Source organism: Corynebacterium sp. BD556, assembly GCF_038452275.1.
GTDB classification, from domain to species: Bacteria; Actinomycetota; Actinomycetes; order Mycobacteriales; family Mycobacteriaceae; genus Corynebacterium; species Corynebacterium mayonis.
Map to the genome: position 1 here is coordinate 791,555 of NZ_CP141643.1, position 17,908 is coordinate 809,462.

General features: G+C 59.7%; 16 protein-coding genes. 9 read left to right on the forward strand and 7 right to left on the reverse strand.

Going from position 1 to position 17,908, the window contains the following annotated elements; all coding sequences use genetic code 11:
* Window positions 1–17 precede the first annotated feature (17 nt).
* Window positions 18–755, reverse strand: coding sequence for a helix-turn-helix transcriptional regulator (locus VLL26_RS03740; RefSeq protein WP_342319778.1), 738 nt, complete (start codon window positions 753–755; stop codon window positions 18–20).
* A gap of 204 nt (window positions 756–959) precedes the next feature.
* Here VLL26_RS03740 and mptB point away from each other — a divergent pair, with 204 nt between their 5' ends.
* The 4 genes from mptB to VLL26_RS03760 all read left to right on the forward strand — a co-directional run bounded on the left by mptB (window position 960) and on the right by VLL26_RS03760 (window position 5,397).
* A complete protein-coding gene (gene mptB / locus VLL26_RS03745) occupies window positions 960–2,543 on the forward strand; it encodes a polyprenol phosphomannose-dependent alpha 1,6 mannosyltransferase MptB (protein ID WP_342320141.1) in 1,584 nt (527 codons plus the stop codon).
* A 49-nt stretch (window positions 2,544–2,592) separates the two neighbouring features.
* The gene (locus tag VLL26_RS03750) at window positions 2,593–3,552 is read left to right on the forward strand and encodes an ABC transporter ATP-binding protein (RefSeq protein ID WP_342319779.1); all 960 of its coding nucleotides are present in this window, start codon (window positions 2,593–2,595) and stop codon (window positions 3,550–3,552) included.
* 5 nt (window positions 3,553–3,557) lie between these two features.
* Complete coding sequence (locus VLL26_RS03755; protein WP_342319780.1) at window positions 3,558–4,340, forward strand: ABC transporter permease; 783 nt, start codon at window positions 3,558–3,560, stop codon at window positions 4,338–4,340.
* Between the two features lie 82 nt (window positions 4,341–4,422).
* On the forward strand, window positions 4,423–5,397 hold the full coding sequence (locus tag VLL26_RS03760; RefSeq protein ID WP_342319781.1) for a COX15/CtaA family protein: 975 nt from the start codon (window positions 4,423–4,425) through the stop codon (window positions 5,395–5,397).
* Window positions 5,398–5,627: 230 nt separating this feature from the next.
* On the opposite strand, the gene VLL26_RS03765 is transcribed toward VLL26_RS03760, so the two are convergent.
* Window positions 5,628–6,539 (reverse strand): heme o synthase, encoded by a 912-nt coding sequence (locus VLL26_RS03765; protein ID WP_342319782.1) that lies wholly within the window; start codon window positions 6,537–6,539, stop codon window positions 5,628–5,630.
* A 403-nt stretch (window positions 6,540–6,942) separates the two neighbouring features.
* Here VLL26_RS03765 and tkt point away from each other — a divergent pair, with 403 nt between their 5' ends.
* The 5 genes from tkt to pgl are packed head-to-tail and all read left to right on the forward strand — an operon-like array spanning window position 6,943 to window position 13,399.
* Window positions 6,943–9,027, forward strand: coding sequence for a transketolase (gene tkt, locus VLL26_RS03770; protein WP_342320142.1), 2,085 nt, complete (start codon window positions 6,943–6,945; stop codon window positions 9,025–9,027).
* A gap of 13 nt (window positions 9,028–9,040) precedes the next feature.
* Window positions 9,041–10,126, forward strand: a complete 1,086-nt coding sequence (gene tal / locus VLL26_RS03775) for a transaldolase (RefSeq protein WP_342319783.1) — start codon at window positions 9,041–9,043, stop codon at window positions 10,124–10,126.
* Between the two features lie 33 nt (window positions 10,127–10,159).
* Window positions 10,160–11,701 (forward strand): glucose-6-phosphate dehydrogenase, encoded by a 1,542-nt coding sequence (gene zwf / locus VLL26_RS03780; RefSeq protein ID WP_342319784.1) that lies wholly within the window; start codon window positions 10,160–10,162, stop codon window positions 11,699–11,701.
* Window positions 11,702–11,721: 20 nt separating this feature from the next.
* Window positions 11,722–12,657: a glucose-6-phosphate dehydrogenase assembly protein OpcA gene (locus tag VLL26_RS03785; protein WP_342319785.1), complete on the forward strand. Its 936-nt coding sequence runs from the start codon at window positions 11,722–11,724 to the stop codon at window positions 12,655–12,657.
* A 16-nt stretch (window positions 12,658–12,673) separates the two neighbouring features.
* Window positions 12,674–13,399 carry a 6-phosphogluconolactonase gene (gene pgl, locus VLL26_RS03790; protein WP_342319786.1) on the forward strand — a complete coding sequence of 242 codons (726 nt, stop codon included), beginning with the start codon at window positions 12,674–12,676 and terminating at the stop codon, window positions 13,397–13,399.
* A gap of 7 nt (window positions 13,400–13,406) precedes the next feature.
* Here the strand turns inward: pgl and secG are convergent, their stop codons facing one another.
* From secG to whiA, 5 genes are all read right to left on the reverse strand, one after another.
* On the reverse strand, window positions 13,407–13,643 hold the full coding sequence (gene secG / locus VLL26_RS03795) for a preprotein translocase subunit SecG (protein ID WP_342319787.1): 237 nt from the start codon (window positions 13,641–13,643) through the stop codon (window positions 13,407–13,409).
* A 49-nt stretch (window positions 13,644–13,692) separates the two neighbouring features.
* Window positions 13,693–14,478 carry a triose-phosphate isomerase gene (gene tpiA / locus VLL26_RS03800; RefSeq protein ID WP_342319788.1) on the reverse strand — a complete coding sequence of 262 codons (786 nt, stop codon included), beginning with the start codon at window positions 14,476–14,478 and terminating at the stop codon, window positions 13,693–13,695.
* Window positions 14,479–14,497: 19 nt separating this feature from the next.
* Window positions 14,498–15,715, reverse strand: a complete 1,218-nt coding sequence (locus tag VLL26_RS03805) for a phosphoglycerate kinase (RefSeq protein ID WP_342319789.1) — start codon at window positions 15,713–15,715, stop codon at window positions 14,498–14,500.
* 56 nt (window positions 15,716–15,771) lie between these two features.
* Window positions 15,772–16,785, reverse strand: coding sequence for a type I glyceraldehyde-3-phosphate dehydrogenase (gene gap / locus VLL26_RS03810; RefSeq protein ID WP_342319790.1), 1,014 nt, complete (start codon window positions 16,783–16,785; stop codon window positions 15,772–15,774).
* Between the two features lie 105 nt (window positions 16,786–16,890).
* Window positions 16,891–17,880, reverse strand: coding sequence for a DNA-binding protein WhiA (whiA, locus tag VLL26_RS03815; protein ID WP_342319791.1), 990 nt, complete (start codon window positions 17,878–17,880; stop codon window positions 16,891–16,893).
* Window positions 17,881–17,908 lie beyond the last annotated feature (28 nt).

Here is a 17,908-nt window from a genome sequence, read left to right on the forward strand (position 1 = left end):
CGGGTGCGGGAGTTGTCTCAGTCAATGTCTCCGCTCCTTTCAGATGGGTTCCTGGCCTGGGTAGCCCGGGCTAGGGGGATGTTGGTGGTGCAGATGCCATTGCCGTCGGCGATGAGCGCCAGCGGTTGAATATGTCTGCCAACAAGTGCAGAAATCGCTTGGTGCTCAGCCTCACACAATTCTGGGTGCTGCGCTGCCACCGCCGCGACGGGGCAATGATGTTGGCATATTTGGATGCCATTGCCAGCCCGCGTCACTGTTGCAGCGTACCCGGATTCATCCAGAGTCCGGGCAAGTTCCCTGGCGACATCTTCGACTTGGTCGTCGTTGAGCATTTCCGAGTTGTCTGCACCTAGTGCTGCTCCTTCGATGCCGGCCAGCAACTGATTTACCCGCTGTTTTGCTAGTGCCCGGACAGCGTCATCGCCGCCGAGTGCGCGGAGGGCACCGAAGGCTTCTGCTGCCATGGTGTCATAGTGGTTGCCGAATAAATTACGGCCGTGCTGGGTGAGACGAAAGTGCTTCGCGGGGCGTCCCCGTCCCGCGCCTTCACCGGCTACTGCGTGCGGTTCGCAGGTTTCGGCGTAGTTTTCTTCAACCAGCTTGTCCAGGTGGCGCCTGACACCGGCTGCGGATAGTCCGAGGGACTCCCCGATTTCGGTTGCGGTGACTGGGCCGAGTTTGAGCAGCAGCGACATGACATCGTGGCGAGTGCCGCCACCCGGCACGTCCGGCTGTCGCTTCTTGTGGGTCATGTCTTCACCTCTCTCGCCTTTGATGTCACAGCGGGAAATTTTCATGCGCCGCATCGCAGTATCCCGCATCCACCTTTTTACAACAGTAGTGTGCGTAAAATCATTCCGCCGGACCGGGGTACGAAGCCGCACTGAGTTTCGCCTCCACTAAGCTCAACCACCGTGATACCGCGCAGAAACGCCTTCCTCTCAGTGTTGCCCCGCATGGGTCGGGCAGGGTCGCGTTCCTCAAAGCTTCATCAGCGCACGCTTGACGACGCCCACCTCACCCTCCCCACCATCAGCGAGGTTAACCGCTTTTCTCTCTTGCGTTGGCTGGGCCTCGTCGGGACACTGCTGATGGGCTTAGGCGGTCTGGGCGCAGGCGCACTTCCGGTGGTTGGAAACCCCTATAAAGATCTGCCCGGTGGAGCCTTCATGGGCCGGATGCTGCAGACATCTTCCTCACTAGTGTTGTTGGGGACCGGCCTGCTCGTTACCGCCTGGTTGCTGATGGGGCCTTTCGTGGGGGCGGGCAAACAACGCGCTCGCGTGGACACCCCGGTGCTTATCCGCACGCTTATCGCCTGGGTCATCCCCCTGTTTTTTACCGCTCCTTTGTTTACCCAGGACATCTACTCTTATCTCGCGCAGGGGTCGATTGTGCGCCAAGGCTTGGACCCCTATTCGGCTGGCCCGGTGGAAATCCTCGGCGCCGAAAATCACCTGGCCCGCTCCGTACCTTTCATCTGGGCACACTCCCCCTCCCCGTATGGTCCGGTTGCTTTGGGTGTAGCCGCGCTGATTTCAAAGCTGACCGGCGATTCTATTCTTCTTGGCGTCTTAGCGCACCGCGCTGTTTCCTTGTGCGGGATCGCCGCGGCGACGTGGGCGGTCATTGCGCTGGCGCGCCGCTGCGACATCTCGCGGCCAACAGCGATCTGGCTGGGGATCCTCAACCCGCTGACGGTTCTGCACCTCATCGGGGGAATCCACAACGAAGCCTTGTTGCTCGGGCTGGTTTTGGTCGGCCTGGAGCTAGGGTTAAAGGGGCTGGAACGTATATCCTCCCAGCCTGCCAGTGGGTGGGGCCTACTTATTTCGTCCGGAGCCCTCATAGCGTGCGGCGGCATGGTGAAGGTGACGGGTTTTATCGCCCTCGGATTCGTGGGTATGGCAACCGCCCGCCACCTGGAACCGCGGCTGCACCGATGGGCTTTGCCCGCGGCAGCAGCCTTCCAGATAGCCGTGTTAGTTGCCGCTATAGCTGCGGCAACTGTCGCCACGGGAATCGGCCTCGGGTGGATCACTGGCCAAGGTGGTGCCGCCACCATCCGTAGCTGGTTGTCAGTGACCACCGACATTGGCATCACTGCTGGTTTTCTCGGCTCCCTGCTGGGGCTCGGGGACCACACGGAGGCCACGATGGTTGTCACGCGAAGCGTTGGACTCGCCATTGCATTGGCTTTTATGGTGCGTCTCTTATGGGCAACGTATAGAGGCACCATTCACCCCGTCGGTGGGTTAGGAGTCTCCACTGTCGTCCTCGTAATTCTTTTCCCCGTTGTGCACCCGTGGTATGCGCTGTGGGCGATTCTCCCGCTGGCTGCGTGGGCCAACCGTTTCGCCTTCCGGGCCGGCGTTGCCCTGTATTCCGCCGTCTTTAGTTTCCTCGTTCTCCCCCGGGGCCTCGCTTTGTCTGCGGCCACGATCGCAACTATCTACATCAGCGCGGCCGTGGCTTATCTTCTTCTCGCCGGAGCAGCGTGGTGGTGGTACAAACGCGCCGGGCGGCGAATCCTCAACTAACCAAACTCACCATCCAAAACACTTCTCTGAGCGTCTAGACTCGACGGCTATGGCTACAACTTTCGGTGGAGCAAAAGGGTCGGAATCGAAGGCAGCATTGGTCGTCGATAACGTCGTCAAGCGCTTCGGCGACGTCACAGCCGTCGACGGCCTCAGTTTCAGCGTGGACAAAGGAACAATCCTAGCCCTGCTCGGGCCGAACGGCGCCGGAAAAACCACCACAGTGGAAATGTGCGAAGGCTTCGCTTCCCCTACCTCCGGGCACATTCGAGTCCTCGGGCTCGACCCCGCAACCAAACCCGAAGCGGTCCGCGAACGCATCGGAATCATGCTCCAAGGCGGGGGATCTTACTCCGGCATCACCGTGCGTGACATGCTTAAACTATCCGCTTCCTACAACGAGGACCCGCACGACCCCGAGTGGCTCATCGAACTACTTGGGCTCGGCGGTGTACAAAAGACCACCTACCGCAGGCTTTCCGGAGGGCAGAAGCAACGCCTCTCCCTCGCTTTAGCCCTCATTAGTCGCCCAGAACTCGTGTTCCTCGACGAGCCCACGGCCGGCATGGACGCGCAATCTCGCCTGGCAGTGTGGGACATCATTTCCGCGCTCAAACGCGACGGAGTAACAGTCCTGTTAACCACTCACCTCATGGACGAGGCTGAGTCCCTCGCTGACAAGGTGGTCATCATGGATAAGGGAAAAGTCGTGGCGAAAGGCAGCCCCTCCGAGCTGACTTCTGATGATCGCTTTCCACTGCTGTCTGTAGAAACCGCCGAAGCGCTCGACGTAGCTGCTTTAAACCTGGCGCTTGAGCGCTTCGGGGCGCAGGCCGAAGTACCACGTCCGCTGCATTATCGCGTCCTTGGCACCGCAGCACCTGACGTTATTGCCGCTTTCACCGCCGAAGCAGCAGCACAACACGTCCAGATTCGGGAGCTTGGGGTCACCCACCGCAACCTCGAAGACGTTTTCCTCGACATCACCGGACGCGAACTTAGGAGCTGATAAAAATGAGCACCACACACACGAACGCACGCATCAAGCCCGGTACCTTCACGCCGCGCCCCAAACGCGCCCCCGTTGCGCGTATGGTCGCCGCCCAGGGCCGCATTGAAGCAAAGCTGATGCTGCGCCACGGTGAGCAGCTCCTTTTAAACATCCTCGTTCCCGCCGCCATCTTGATCGCCTCAGCGAAACTCACCATCGCCGGCACAGGCTTCGAGCTGGATCGGATCGTGCCGATGGTCTTTGCCGTCGCCGCGAGCAGCGCCGGGTTTACCGGCCAAGCGATTTCGCTGGCTTTTGACCGCCGTTACGGCGCCCTCAAACGCACGGGCGCTTCGGGGGTGCCTGCCTGGACCATCATTGCCGGAAAAATCCTCGGCGTGCTCGCCACCGTCGCCGTCCAAATCCTCGCTTTGGGGGCGCTGGCGCTACTTATCGGCTGGAGTGTCACCCCAGCGGGGGCCTTCGCCGGCTTAGCCTGCCTGCTCATAGGGGTGGCAACCTTTAGTGCGCTGGGTTTACTCATGGGCGGCTCACTAAGCTCCGAAACAGTTCTCGCCCTAGCCAACCTTGTATGGTTGATTCTCATGGGCGCTGTCGGCTGGGTGGTGTACTCCGGCGACATCTCCGCGGCCGGGTGGTACAACGCGGTGCCCACGGTGGCGCTCGCCGGGGCGCTCAGTCAATCCTTCGCTTTGGTCTTTCACCCAGGAGCGTGGATTTCGCTGGCGCTGTGGGCCTTGGGCGCAGTCGCCGGAACGCTACGCTGGTTCCGCTTTGACGGCTGAGCACGAGATCTGAAGATTTGCATCACCGTGGTTTAAGCTATGAATCGAACAAAAGTTGCATAAGGAAGGTTGCAGGTCCAACGTGAGCACCACGACCCATTCATCCTCCCCAGAGCACGCGGCTCTAGGACAACGCGCTGGCCGCTTCGGCTGGTGGACGAACCCAACTCTTGCGCAGCAACGCATCTTGGGCATGCTGCTGCTCATTGGGCAAGGCGCGATCACAGTCACCGGATCCTTGGTGCGAGTCACAGGCTCCGGCCTGGGATGCGACACGTGGCCGCTTTGCCACGAGGGCTCTCTTACCCCGGTCGCGGGCGCCGCGCCGTGGATTCACCAGGCCATCGAATTTGGCAACCGACTCCTCGCATTGGTGCTAGCGGCGCTGGCCATTCTCGTTGTCAACGCGGTGTTGCGCGCGAAGCGACGCTCCGAAATCAAACGGCTGGCAATCATTTCTTTGGCCGGAATCGTCCTCCAAGCGGTCATCGGCGGCATCTCTGTGCGCGTTCAACTCAACTGGTGGGCGGTTGCTCTCCACTTTTTGCCTTCAATGATCCTGGTGTGGGTCGCTGGGCTGCTCTACATGCGCCTCGCTGAACCTGACGATACCTCCCCCACCCAGCGTTACAGCTCCCACGCTCGATTTTTAACGGTAGTTGCTGCCGTAGCGATGTCGCTGGTGCTGGTTACCGGCACCATGGTCACAGGTTCCGGACCGCACTCTGGTGATGCAGGGGTGGGCATGGAGGGACGTCTGCAAATGGACACTCGCATGCTCGTCTACGTTCACGCGACCTGCATGTATATCTACCTTTTGGCAACAGCAGCCGCCTCTCTCCTGCTGCGCCGCACGAAGGCGCCGCAGGACGCGCAGCGCACAGCCTTGGTTCTTATCGCGATGATCTTTGTCCAGTGGGCGATTGGCGTAACTCAGTACTACTTGGGTGTGCCCCGCTGGACGATTCCGGCGCACATCGCAATGTCATCTCTCGTCGTGGCCTTCAACTCCTTCCTCTACGCGCACGCCAAACGGCGCTTGCCGACGCTTACCTAACCCCCCCTTCCCCTCCGTTGGGCGTGTTCAGGCGATTGCCCTTGCCTGCTTCTGCACGAAATTTCTGCCCTCGGCTTTGGCTTTTTGGCGGGCGAGACAACGAGCCAGCAACGCGCACAACACGGATGTATTCGGGGTCAATAAAGCGGTCAAGGTTTAGGGTTGAAAAATACAACTATCGTCGCGGAGTGCCTTAACCATCTCGTTCACACAAGCTGGTGGAGCGCGTCTTAAAGCAATTGCGACAGCGTTTGCCAGCCGAGCACCGCATCCACCGACAAGGCTAAGAACAGTGCAGCTAGGTAGTTATTCGACAAGATAAAAAGCTTCAAAGGTTTGACGTCGATTCCGCGCTTGACGTCGTTGTGCAATTTCGTCGCCACGGCAAGGAACGCCGCACCGGATGCAAGGGCAACGACAAGATAAATCCAGGACGCCGCCGGAACCAACAAAAGTGAAGTCCCGACCGTGACCCACGAGTAGATGAGGATTTGGCGGGTGGTTTCTGCTGGAGAGGCCACCACGGGCAACATCGGAACATTGACTCGCGCGTAGTCTTCGCGATACTTCATCGCCAGGGCCCAGGTGTGAGGCGGGGTCCAGAAGAAGATGATGAGGAACATCACGATGGCCTGCCACCAGCGGTCCGGGGAGCCGTCGTGGACGTTGTCGCGGATCACTGCCCACCCCACCAACACCGGCATGCACCCTGCTGCCCCGCCCCAGATGACGTTTTGCCACGTGCGCCGCTTCAACCACTTCGTGTAAATGAAGATGTAGAACCAGTTAGTCAAAATGATAAAGAAGGCCGCTAGCCAGGACTTACACAAGAATCCAAGCCACAGAACGCTCAAGACCAACAGCGCCCAAGCAAACACCGCGGCACGCTTCTTAGTCACCTTGGCGCGAACCAAGGGGCGGGCTCTGGTGCGTCCCATTTTCTGGTCGATGTCATAATCCGCGACCATGTTGAAGGTGTTGGCGGCTCCGGCGCCCATCCATCCCCCGAGCAGCGTCCCAAGAATAAGCCACACATTGACGCTGCCGCGGTCCGCCTGCAGCATGGCCGGGATCGCCGCGACGAGAAGGAGCTCAATGACCCTCGGCTTCGTCAGCGCAAAATAGGCCTTGATGGTCTCCAAAAATCTTCCTCCACACAAAAACTCAAAGAACCCGGGGCCCGGGTCCAGCGCTTCCGCTTTGCTCGCACAGCTCGGCATTGAAGGCGCGTTAGTCTCGCACGTTAGTTGTCGGCGCGCGGCCGGGGAAAGTTCCGCACATTCGCCGCTGAAATCAATCCTTTGGACGATGGTAGCGCCCGCACCGCCTCCGGAGGTAATTGAACACGCGCCAACTTCGAGCAAAACAAAACACCATCTGACCCAAAGGCGGTGCTGTGAAACACATCGACAAGCAAATGATTAGGCTGGTTTCCCAAAGGCGGTCAGGAGGCTGCACTTTCGGGTGCTTCCACTGATGCCCCCAGACCAATGAGCGAAAACGTGAAGTGAGGAAATTGTGAGCCTGTCCCCCGAACTTGCTGCGATGACTGTACGCAACTACCCGGACGATTGGACAGAGGCGGACACTCGCGCGGTCGATACTGCCCGTGTACTCGCCGCTGATGCCGTAGAAAACTGCGGTTCGGGCCACCCCGGTGCCGCGATGTCGCTCGCCCCGCTGGCCTACACCTTGTATCAGCGGGTGATGAACCTTGACCCAACGGACCGCCACTGGGTCGGCCGTGACCGCTTTGTTCTGTCCAACGGGCACTCCTCTTTGACGCAGTACGTTCAGCTCTACCTCGGTGGTTTCGGCCTCGAATTGCAGGATCTGAAGGATCTGCGCACCTGGGGTTCGAAGACACCTGGCCACCCGGAGTTCAACCACACTGACCACGTGGAGATCACTACTGGCCCGCTCGGCCAGGGACTGGCTTCCGCCGTGGGGATGGCGATGGCGGCGCGGCGCGAACGCGGCCTCTACGACCCGACGGCACCTGCTGGCGAGTCCCCTTTCGACCACTTCATCTACGTCATTGCCGGCGACGGCTGCCTTCAAGAAGGCGTCACCGCTGAGGCTAGCTCCCTGGCCGGCACCCAACAACTGGGCAATCTGATCCTGTTTTGGGACGATAACCGTATTTCGATCGAGGATGACACACGAATCGCCTTTACCGAAGACGTGATGAAGCGTTACGAGGCCTACGGGTGGCAGACCTTGACCGTGGAATCCGGCGAAGACATCGTCGCCATTGAAAGGGCCGTGGCGCAAGCAAAAGCGGAGACTCAGCGGCCCACCATCGTGCGCGTCAAGACCGTTATTGGCTACCCCGCTCCGAACATGCAGAACACGGGTGCAGTTCACGGTGCGGCGTTGGGCGCCGCAGAAATCGCTGAGGTAAAAAAGCAGCTCGACTTCGACCCGGAGAAGAATTTCCCCATCGAAGACGACATCATCGCCCACACCCGCAAGCTGGTGCAGCGCGCTGCTGCGAAGCGAGCTGCGTGGGACGAGAAGTTCGAGGCTTGGGCGAAAGCGAACCCGGAGAACAAGGCTCTGCTCGATCGTTTGAGTGCCCGTGAACTGCCGGAAGGTTGGGACTCAAATTTGCCTACGTGGGATGCTGATGAAAAGGGCTTAGCTACCCGCAAAGCTTCCGAGGCTGTCATCCAGGCCGCCGCGGCGGCGCTGCCTGAGATGTGGGGTGGCTCTGCTGACCTGGCCGGATCCAACAACACCTTGATCAAGGGCGCTTCCTCCTTCGGCCCGGAGGACATCACAACCAATATGTTTAACGCCCAGCCTTATGGTCGCAACCTGCATTTCGGTGTGCGCGAGCATGCCATGGGTGCCGTCATGAACGGGATTGCGCTGCATGGCGGCACCCGCGTCTACGGTGGAACCTTCCTCATCTTTTCCGAGTACCTCTACCCAGCTATCCGAGTCGCAGCCTTGTCAGGTATCGACGGCTACTACGTATTTACCCACGACTCGATCGGCCTTGGCGAGGACGGTCCTACTCATCAGCCTGTTGAAACTCTGACTGCGCTGCGCGCCATCCCGGATTTGGTGGTTGTGCGCCCCGCCGACGCCAACGAGACTGCCGCCGCGTGGAAGGCCGCTCTTGAAGGCAAGCAACAGCCCAAAGCCCTCGCCTTGTCGCGCCAGAACCTGCCGGTGCTTGAGGGGACGAAAGACAAGGCCTTCGAAGGTGTCGCCCGCGGTGCCTACGTGCTTGTCGAAGGCTCCAAGGCAACTCCCGACGTTATTCTTATGGCCACCGGTTCCGAGGTACAGTACGCTGTCGAGGCCGCGAAGTTACTCGAGGCTGAAGGTAGCGCCACCCGAGTGGTTTCCTTTCCCTCCATCGAGTGGTTTTTGGAGCAGGAGGACAGCTACATCGAGTCGGTGTTGCCCGCCGCGGTCAAAGCCCGTGTTTCTGTGGAGGCTGGCATTGCAATGCCATGGCACCGTTTCACCGGTGATCACGGCCGCAATGTTTCCCTTGAGCACTTCGGCGCTTCGGCTCCGGGCGCGGAGCTTTTCGAGCGCTTCGGTTTTACCGCCGACAACGTCGCCAAAGCTGCCCGCGAGTCCCTGTCGTCTGTCCGCAACGCTAGCAACTAAGGACTGATTCACCGTGAGCTACATCGACGAACTTCTGGAGATCGGGACTTCCACCTGGCTCGACGACCTCTCCCGCGACCGCCTCACCAGCGGCAATCTTGACGCAGTTCGCGCCGAGAAGTCGGTTGTGGGAGTAACTACCAACCCGGCGATCTTTGCTAAGGCCATGTCCGCAGGCACGGCTTACGACGCCCAACTTAGCGAGTTGAAAGCGGCCGGCGCGGATGTCGACGAAGCTGTTTACGCCATGAGCGTCGAAGATGTCCGCCATGCCTGCGATGTGTTCAAAGAGGTTTATGAACGCACCGACGGCCGCGATGGTCGCGTGTCCATCGAGGTGGACCCGCGCTTCGCCGCCGACGAGCAGCGCACCATCGAACAGGCGAAAAGGCTGTGGGAACTCGTCGACCGCGCAAACGTCATGATTAAAATTCCGGCTACCGACGAATCATTGCCTGCGATCACCGCAGCGCTCGCTTCGGGAATTTCGGTCAACGTCACCTTGATCTTTTCCGTTGAGCGCTACGCACAGGTCATCGACGCTTATAAGAAGGGCCTTGACCAGGCTGCGGCCAACGGACATGATGTCTCCACGATCCACTCCGTGGCCTCCTTTTTCGTCTCCCGCATGGATTCCGAGGTGGATAAGCGCCTAGAGACCATCGGCACCGAAGAAGCGCTGGCTCTGCGGGGCAAGGCAGGCATTGCCAACGCGCGATTGGCGTACCAATTGTTTGTGAAGAATTTCCTACAAACGCGTGATTTGCCGGAAGGGGGCCACAAGCAGCGGCCACTGTGGGCGTCGACAAGCGTGAAAAACCCCGATTACCCGCAAACAATGTACGTCACTGAGCTGGCCGGACCCTACACCGTCAACACGATGCCCGAGGACACCATCGACGCGGTACTCGAGCAAGGCGGCCTGCACGGCGACACGCTCACGGGGTTTGCCGGGGAAGCGAAAGAGGTATTCGACGCGCTCGAAGGCGTCGGCATCGACATGAATGATGTAGTCCAGGTGCTGGAGCGCGAGGGCGTCGAAAAGTTCGTCGACGCTTGGCAGGAACTACTCGACTCGATGCGCGAAAACCTGAAGTAAACACGCACCTATCACCATTGCGAGGTATTTTTCGTGACTGTTGCTTTCGATCAGCACCCAACAAACCCGCTGCGCCAAAGCGATGACACACGCCTGCCCCGCATCGCGGGGCCTTCCGGAATGGTGATCTTCGGCGTGACGGGCGATTTGGCCCGCAAGAAGCTGCTTCCCGCCGTTTACGACTTGGCCAACCGGGGACTTTTGCCCGCAGGTTTCACCCTGGTCGGCTACGGTCGCCGCGAATGGGACAAAACCGACTTTGAGGACTACGTGCGCAACGCCGTCGAGGCTTTCTCGCGTACGCGTTTCGACGACAACGTCTGGCAGCGCCTCGCCGAAGGCATGCACTTTGTGCGCGGCAACTTTGACGACGACGAAGCCTTCGACCGCCTCGGTGAGATGCTGCGCACCTTCGACAACACCCGCGGCACCGGCGGAAACTGGGCCTACTACTTGTCTATTCCCCCGCAGTTTTTCTCCTCCGTGGTCCACCAGCTCGATCGCTGCGGGCTAGCGGCACCGACTGAGGGACAATGGCGCCGCGTGATCATTGAAAAACCCTTCGGCCACGACGAAGAATCCGCCCATAAACTCAACGAGATCGTGGGTGAGGTCTTTCCGGAGCGCTCTGTGTTTCGCATTGATCACTACCTCGGCAAAGAGACAGTGCAAAACATCCTGGCCTTGCGCTTTGCCAACCAAATGTTTGAACCTATTTGGAACGCCAACTACATCGACCACGTCCAAATCACCATGGCCGAAGACATCGGCTTGGGAGGACGCGCCGGCTACTACGACGGTATCGGGGCGGCACGCGACGTCATCCAAAACCACCTCATTCAGCTTGTGGCGCTGGTGGCCATGGAAGAACCAGCTTCTTTTTCTCCCCGCCAACTCAAAGCTGAAAAGCTCAAGGTGCTGCGGGCCACCTCTGCGGTGGGGCCTTTCGACGAGACAACGGCCCGCGGGCAGTACACCGCGGGGTGGCAAGGATCTGAAAGAGTTGTCGGTCTGCGCGACGAGGAAGGTTTCGACCCGTCTTCGACCACCGAAACTTTCGCCGCCTGCACGTTAAGCATCAATTCGCGGCGTTGGGCGGGAGTGCCTTTCTTCCTGCGGACCGGCAAGCGTCTCGGTCGGCGTGTTACCGAGATCGCTGTCGTGCTCAAACGACCCCCCTACCAGCCTTTCCTTCCTGGACAGACTGAGTCGTTGACTAACAACGCTGTCGTGTTGCGTATCCAACCCGATGAGGGTGTACTTATGCGTTTCGGTTCCAAAGTGCCGGGTTCGGCATTGGAGGTCCGCGACGTGAACATGAACTTCAGCTACTCGGAGGCTTTTACTGAGCAGTCCCCGGAAGCATACGAGCGCCTCATCTTGGATGCGCTGTTGGACGAGCAAAGCCTCTTTCCCACCAACGACGAGGTGGAGCGTAGTTGGCAGATCCTTGATCCCATTTTGAAGCATTGGGAGTCCTCAGGTCGCCCCGAGGACTACGCCGCCGGCACGTGGGGTCCGCCCTCAGCGGACGAGATGATGAGCCGGTCCGGCCGCGTGTGGCGCCGACCCTGACGTGAAGGAGAGTTATCCCGTTGAATCTGATATTGACCAATACCTCCACGGAGGAAATCGCCAATTCGCTGCTGCACGGTGAGGAGTTGTACTCCTTGGCCACGGGCCGGGTTCTCACGCTGCTGGTCGCCGCCTCCGAACGCGACGATATGGATTCAATTCTCGACACCGTGCGCACCGCCACGCGACAACACCCGGCTCGCGTGCTCGTTGTTGTCGCCGGCGATAAGGGCGCTGACAGCGCCCTCGACGCAGAGATTATGCTAACGGCTGAAGCTGGCGCCAGTGAGCTGGTGGTGATGAAGCTCTACGGCGAGCTTGTCGAACACATGGACTCCGTGGTTATCCCGCTGCTTTTGCCTGACACCCCGATTGTCGCTTGGTGGCCGACGGCCACACCTAAACGGCCTGCGGAAGCGCCTCTTGGTCGGCTTGCCCACAGGCGCATTACCAATACGCGCCGCACCACCACCGGCAATGCTTTGCTGCGGTTGAGCAGCGGCTACGCGGAGGGCGATTCTGACATGATGTGGTCGCGCATTACCTTGTGGCGCGGCATTGTGGCTTCGACTCTTGACCGCAACCCGGAGCAACATATTGAATCGATTTCGATTACGGGCCCGGTTGACAACCCTAGTGTCGACATTGCTGGAGGTTGGCTGGCAAGTTGCCTCGACGTCGAAGTCACCCGCCTTCCGGCAGAAGGCACGAGTGCGATTATTCACAATGTTCCGATTACATCGCTAGTGATTAACAGGGCCGATGGTTCCATTGCCGTTTCCGTCGTCGACGAGCGCACTGTCCGCGTGAGCTCTCCGGGTCTGCCGGACTCCTACGTGGCTATGACGGCACGTTCCGACGCCGATTGCCTCGCTGAGGAGCTGCGCCACCTCGATCCCGACATCCCATACGCCCGTGCCCTCGGCGGCTTAACGCGCGTCAGCGAGCACAATTAGCAGGAAGGTTTTAACAGTGGTCACTGTTTCCAGACATCCCGATCTCGCATCGCTTGTCGACGCCGCCGCCACCCGCTTTACCAACTACATGCGCAGCATCCACAGCGACCCCCACGGAGGAGCGGGCGGCAATGGCATTGCCCACGTCGTGTTCACCGGCGGAAGCGCCGGTATCGCTGTTGTCTCGGCACTAGCCGACCGCGACATCGACTGGAAGCGCGTCCATGTGTTTTTCGGCGACGAACGCAACGTCGCCGTCAACCACCCCGATTCAAACGAGGGCCAGGCACGCCAAGCGCTGCTAGGGCGCATCGACATCCCAGAAGCCAACATCCACGGGTATGGCCTCGACGGGGGCGATATGCAATCCCACATCGCAGACTACGAGGAAGCGGTAAAGACCATTGCCCCGCACGGTTTCGATATCCACTTGCTGGGTATGGGTGGGGAAGGCCACATCAATTCGCTGTTTCCCCACTCTGCCGCACTGGCGGAAAAACAAAAGCTCGTCGTGGCAGTGAAGGACTCCCCCAAGCCCCCTGCCGAACGTGCGACGTTAACCCTGCCCGCCGTCACCCGCGCAGACGAGGTGTGGCTTCTTGTGTCCGGGGCGGAAAAGGCCGAGGCCGCAGCGCAACTCAGCAAAGGCGCCGACGTGCAGGATTGGCCTGCTGTCGGCGCCGTGGGCCGCCGCGCATCGGTGCTTTTTGTCACCGAGGACGCAGCGGCAGAAATTTCCTAACTGGGAGCTACGCAGTGAAGGACTGAGCAAGGTTCAGTCCAACGATGCAGGTAATCCAGATCAAGCCGATGACGATCGTATAGCGGTCCAAGTTTTTCTCCACGATCGTGGAACCGGAAAGGTTGGACTGCACGCCGCCGCCGAACAGGCTCGACAAACCGCCGCCCTTGCCCTTGTGCAAAAGCACGAAAACGGACATGAGAATTGCGGAGATCACAAGGACGATTTCGAGGGCCAGCACCATAAGGGACGTTCCTCAGCTTTCTATCTGGAAGTTAACCTGCACTACTTTACTACACTGTGGCGGCGTTGGCGGCAGCGGCCGCCAGGCGGGCAAACTCCTGACCGTCGAGGGAGGCGCCACCGACCAAACCACCATCAATGTCCGGCTGGGCGACGATCTCCCCAATCGTTTCCGTTTTGACGGAACCACCGTAGAGGATTCGGATGTTCTGCGCTGTGGTGGCGTCGGCAAGCTGGCCGACAGTCTGCCGAATCGCGTGACAGACCTCTTGCGCGTCCGCCGCGGAAGCCACTTTGCCGGTGCCGATGGCCCACACCGGCTCATAGGCAACAACAGTGCGATGTAGTTGTTCGGTGCTCAAAGCCGCAAGCGAATGCTTCGTCTGCTCGACCACATACTCGACGTGCTCACCCTTGTCACGCACGTCGAGCGGTTCACCGACGCACACAATTGGCTTCAGGCCGTATTCGAGAGCCTTCGCGGCCTTCTTGGCCACCAACTCGTCATCCTCACCGTGGTACTCGCGGCGCTCCGAATGCCCCACCACAACCCATGTGCAACCAAGCTTTTGTAACATCGCCGCGGAGATCTCACCTGTGTAGGCACCGTTGTCATGTGCGGAGACGTCTTGCGCCCCGAAAGTGAGATCCAACTTGTCACCTTCGACCAGGGTTTGCACGGAACGAATATCCGTAAACGGGACGATCAAAGCGACGTCGACGCGCTCGTAGCCTTCCTTCGGGAAGGCAAAGGCGAAGCGTTGCGTAGTAGAGATCGCCTCAAGGTGGTCGTGGTTCATCTTCCAGTTGCCGGCAATCAGTGGCGTGCGTGCCATGGTGGATACTCCCCTTTCCTTAGTTGCTGACGGCTTCAACACCGGGCAAATCCTTGCCCTCGATAAGTTCGAGAGAGGCTCCGCCGCCGGTGGAAATGTGGGAAAAACCGTTCTCGTCTAGGCCGAGGGTGCGAACCGAAGCTGCGGAATCGCCGCCGCCGACGACGGTGAAAGAGCCGTTGTCGCGGGTAGCGTCAATCATTGCCTCAGCAACAGCCTTGGTGCCGTCCGCGAAGTTAGGGAACTCGAAAACCCCCATTGGGCCGTTCCAAAACACGGTCTTGGAATCTTTGATGGCCTCGGCGTAAAGCGCAGCAGACTTAGGTCCAATATCCAAAGAAAGCCAACCTTCAGGAATACCGTCCAGATCAACGATCTTCTTCTCGGCGTCTTTGGAAAACTCCGGCGCCACAGCGAGGTCGACCGGTAACACAAGTTTGTTGCCGTAGCGCTCCAGAAGTTCGCGGCACGTCTCCACCATGTCCTCTTGCAACAGGGATTTCTGCACATTGTGGCCTTTGGCGGTGAGGAAGGTGTAGCACATTCCGCCACCGATGATGACCTTATCGGCCTTTTCGGCCAGTGCCTCGATCACACCGAGCTTGTCGGAGACTTTCGACCCCCCCAACACAACCACATAAGGGCTCTCCGGGGTTTCCTTAATGCGGTTTAGCGTATCAACTTCCTTTTCCACCAAAGCTCCAGCGTAAGCAGGCAACTTTGAGGCGACATCGTAAACAGAAGCCTGCTTGCGGTGTACTACGCCGAAGCCGTCGGAGACGAAAGCGCCTTCATCAGCGGCCAAACCGGCCAGTTCCTCAGCGAAAGCGGCACGCTCAGTGTCATCCTTCGACGTTTCGCGCTTGTCAAAGCGGACGTTTTCAACAAGCATGATCTCACCTTCGGTCAGTCCGTTGGCACGCTCATGCGCATCCTCACCGCTGACGTCACTGGCAAGCGCGACGAATTGTCCCAGACGCTCAGACAGTGCCTCTGCGACGGGACGCAAAGAAAACTCTGGTTTTACCTCACCCTTGGGGCGGCCAAGGTGCGCCATGACAATAACCTTGGCACCGCCCTCCAGCAGCGCCTTCAACGTGGGCAGCGAAGCATCAATACGCCCGGCGTCCGTGATATTTCCTTCCTCATCGAGGGGGACGTTGAAATCCGAACGAACGAGGACGTGCCGTCCGTCGACGCCTTCGTCGAGAAGCTGCCGGAGGGTTTTGAGAGCCATGATTAACTCCTATGGTGGGTGGGGTTGTCGAAGGGGTGAAGGGCTGGCGCAGGTTATTAGGACAGTTTGTCCGCGACCGTCTTAGTCATGCGGATGAACTGCTCGGTGTAGCTCCACTCGTTGTCGTACCAGGAGATCACCTTGACCATGTTGCCTTGGATAACCTTGGTCATGCCCGCATCGAAGATGGCACCCTCGTGCGCACCGATGATGTCCGAGGACACAATTGGCTCCTCGGTGTAACGCATGGCCTGACCCAACTTCGGATCGGAGGCAGCCTTCTTCAGCGCCGCGTTAACCTCCTCGGCGGTGGTTTCCTTTTCCACCAAGACGGTCAAGTCGGTCGCGGAGCCGGTAATGGTCGGAACGCGCATGGCAAAGCCGTCCAGCTTGCCGTCGAGTTCAGGTAGGACCAGGCCAACAGCCTTGGCGGCGCCGGTTGTGGTGGGCACAATGTTTTGCGCGGCAGCGCGAGCGCGACGCAAATCCTTGTGGGGTGAATCCTGAAGGCGCTGGTCACCGGTGTAGGCGTGGATTGTGGTCATCAGACCCTGCTTGATGCCGAAGTTATCGTTGAGCACCTTCGCCACAGGCGCGAGGGAGTTCGTGGTGCAAGAGGCTGCAGAAATGATGGTCTGCTCGTCGGTGTATGCCTCGTCGTTGACGCCCCACACGTAGGTTCCGTCGACATTTTTACCAGGGGCGGAGATGATGACCTTCTTCGCCCCGGCATCAATGTGGGCCTTCGCGTCTTCGCCGGAGCGGAAAATGCCGGTGCACTCAAGAACGATATCTACGCCAGCTTCACCCCATGCCAGGTTTGCCGGGTTTTTCTCAGCGGTGACCTCAATGCGCTTGCCGTCGATGGTGATCGAGCTTTCGTCGAACTCGACATCGCGGCCGAGTCTGCCGAAAGCGGTGTCGTACTTGATCAAGTGGGCCAAGGTTGCATTGTCGGTCAGGTCGTTGATCTTGACTACTTCGAGTTCGCCCTCATACTTCTCCAGCATGACACGCAGGCTGGTGCGCCCGATCCGTCCGAAACCATTGATGCCGATACGAGTTGCCATAGAATCCTCCTCAATTACGAGTCTCGCCGCCCACGGTGGGCAACGCGTTAAATACCCGGATCCAGTCTAGCCATGCACGCGGTGGGCTGCAGGGCAGAAATTCCATCAGGAGTCGCGTTGGTCGGTCGCCTCGCCTAAGCAATCATGCGTGTCCGGCACCCCCAGCTCAGCGGCACGCTTATCGGCCAAAGACAAAAGTCGACGAATACGACCCGCAACTGCGTCCTTCGTCATCGGCGGGTCCGCAAGGCGACCAAGCTCCTCTAGGGAAGCATGGCGGTATTCCACCCGCAGCATGCCAGCCTCAGCAAGGTGCTCGGGAACATCGTCGCCCAGGATATCCATTGCTCGCTCCACCCGGGCCGCCGCAGCCGCCGCAGCCTGCGCGGAACGGCGCGTATTTGCGTCGTCGAAAGTAGCCAAACGCTGGCCAGTCCTGGTGCGGATCTGCTTCGTCCGCCGCTTCTCATCCCATTCAAGCCGGGCCCGCGGCGCGCCCATGCGGCTGAGCAAGACTCCGATAGCTTCCCCATCGCGCAGATTCACACTTTCGACGCCGCGTGTCTCTTTCGTCTTTGCCGACACCGACAAGCGGCGGGCCAGCCCAACGAGCGCAAGGGCGGCTTCCGAGCAGGGGCTGGCCACCTCGAGAGCGAAGCTGCGCCCCGGCTCACTGAGAGTCCCGCGAGCGAGAAACGCCCCTCGCCACGCCGCCTCCACCTCCACGATGGTGCCGGAGACAATCTGCCGCGGCAGGCCCACCACGGCATGGCCAGAAGCGGTCACGAGGTGCAAACGACGCACCAAACTAGCCACGTCATCAACGATGTGAACCTGGTAAGTCGTCTCCCGAGTCGCCGAACCCGGTGTCAAGGTGGTGATCTGCGGTGAGGTGGAAAACAGCTCGGCAAGCGTAGAAACTAGGCGCTGCGCCACCGGATACTCAGCAAAACTCGCGATAATGGCCGGGCCGTGCGCCGTGTCCTCGAAAGTGGCCCCGAAACGGATCAACGCCGCAGCCTCAGCGATGCGGGCATTCTGGGAGGAGGGCGTCACGCTCAAAAGCTCCTCTTTGACCTTCGCGGTCAGCGTCACCGCTCTACCTCCCGTTTCCGATACTTCA

Bases quoted from the DNA above. Each gene is read 5' to 3' on its own strand.
- VLL26_RS03740 (WP_342319778.1), bottom strand. From the start codon at position 755: ATGACCCACAAGAAGCGACAGCCGGACGTGCCGGGTGGCGGCACTCGC.
- mptB (WP_342320141.1), top strand. From the start codon at position 960: ATGGGTCGGGCAGGGTCGCGTTCCTCAAAGCTTCATCAGCGCACGCTT.
- VLL26_RS03750 (WP_342319779.1), top strand. From the start codon at position 2,593: ATGGCTACAACTTTCGGTGGAGCAAAAGGGTCGGAATCGAAGGCAGCA.
- VLL26_RS03755 (WP_342319780.1), top strand. From the start codon at position 3,558: ATGAGCACCACACACACGAACGCACGCATCAAGCCCGGTACCTTCACG.
- tkt (WP_342320142.1), top strand. From the start codon at position 6,943: ATGACTGTACGCAACTACCCGGACGATTGGACAGAGGCGGACACTCGC.
- secG (WP_342319787.1), bottom strand. From the start codon at position 13,643: ATGGTGCTGGCCCTCGAAATCGTCCTTGTGATCTCCGCAATTCTCATG.
- tpiA (WP_342319788.1), bottom strand. From the start codon at position 14,478: ATGGCACGCACGCCACTGATTGCCGGCAACTGGAAGATGAACCACGAC.
- VLL26_RS03805 (WP_342319789.1), bottom strand. From the start codon at position 15,715: ATGGCTCTCAAAACCCTCCGGCAGCTTCTCGACGAAGGCGTCGACGGA.
- gap (WP_342319790.1), bottom strand. From the start codon at position 16,785: ATGGCAACTCGTATCGGCATCAATGGTTTCGGACGGATCGGGCGCACC.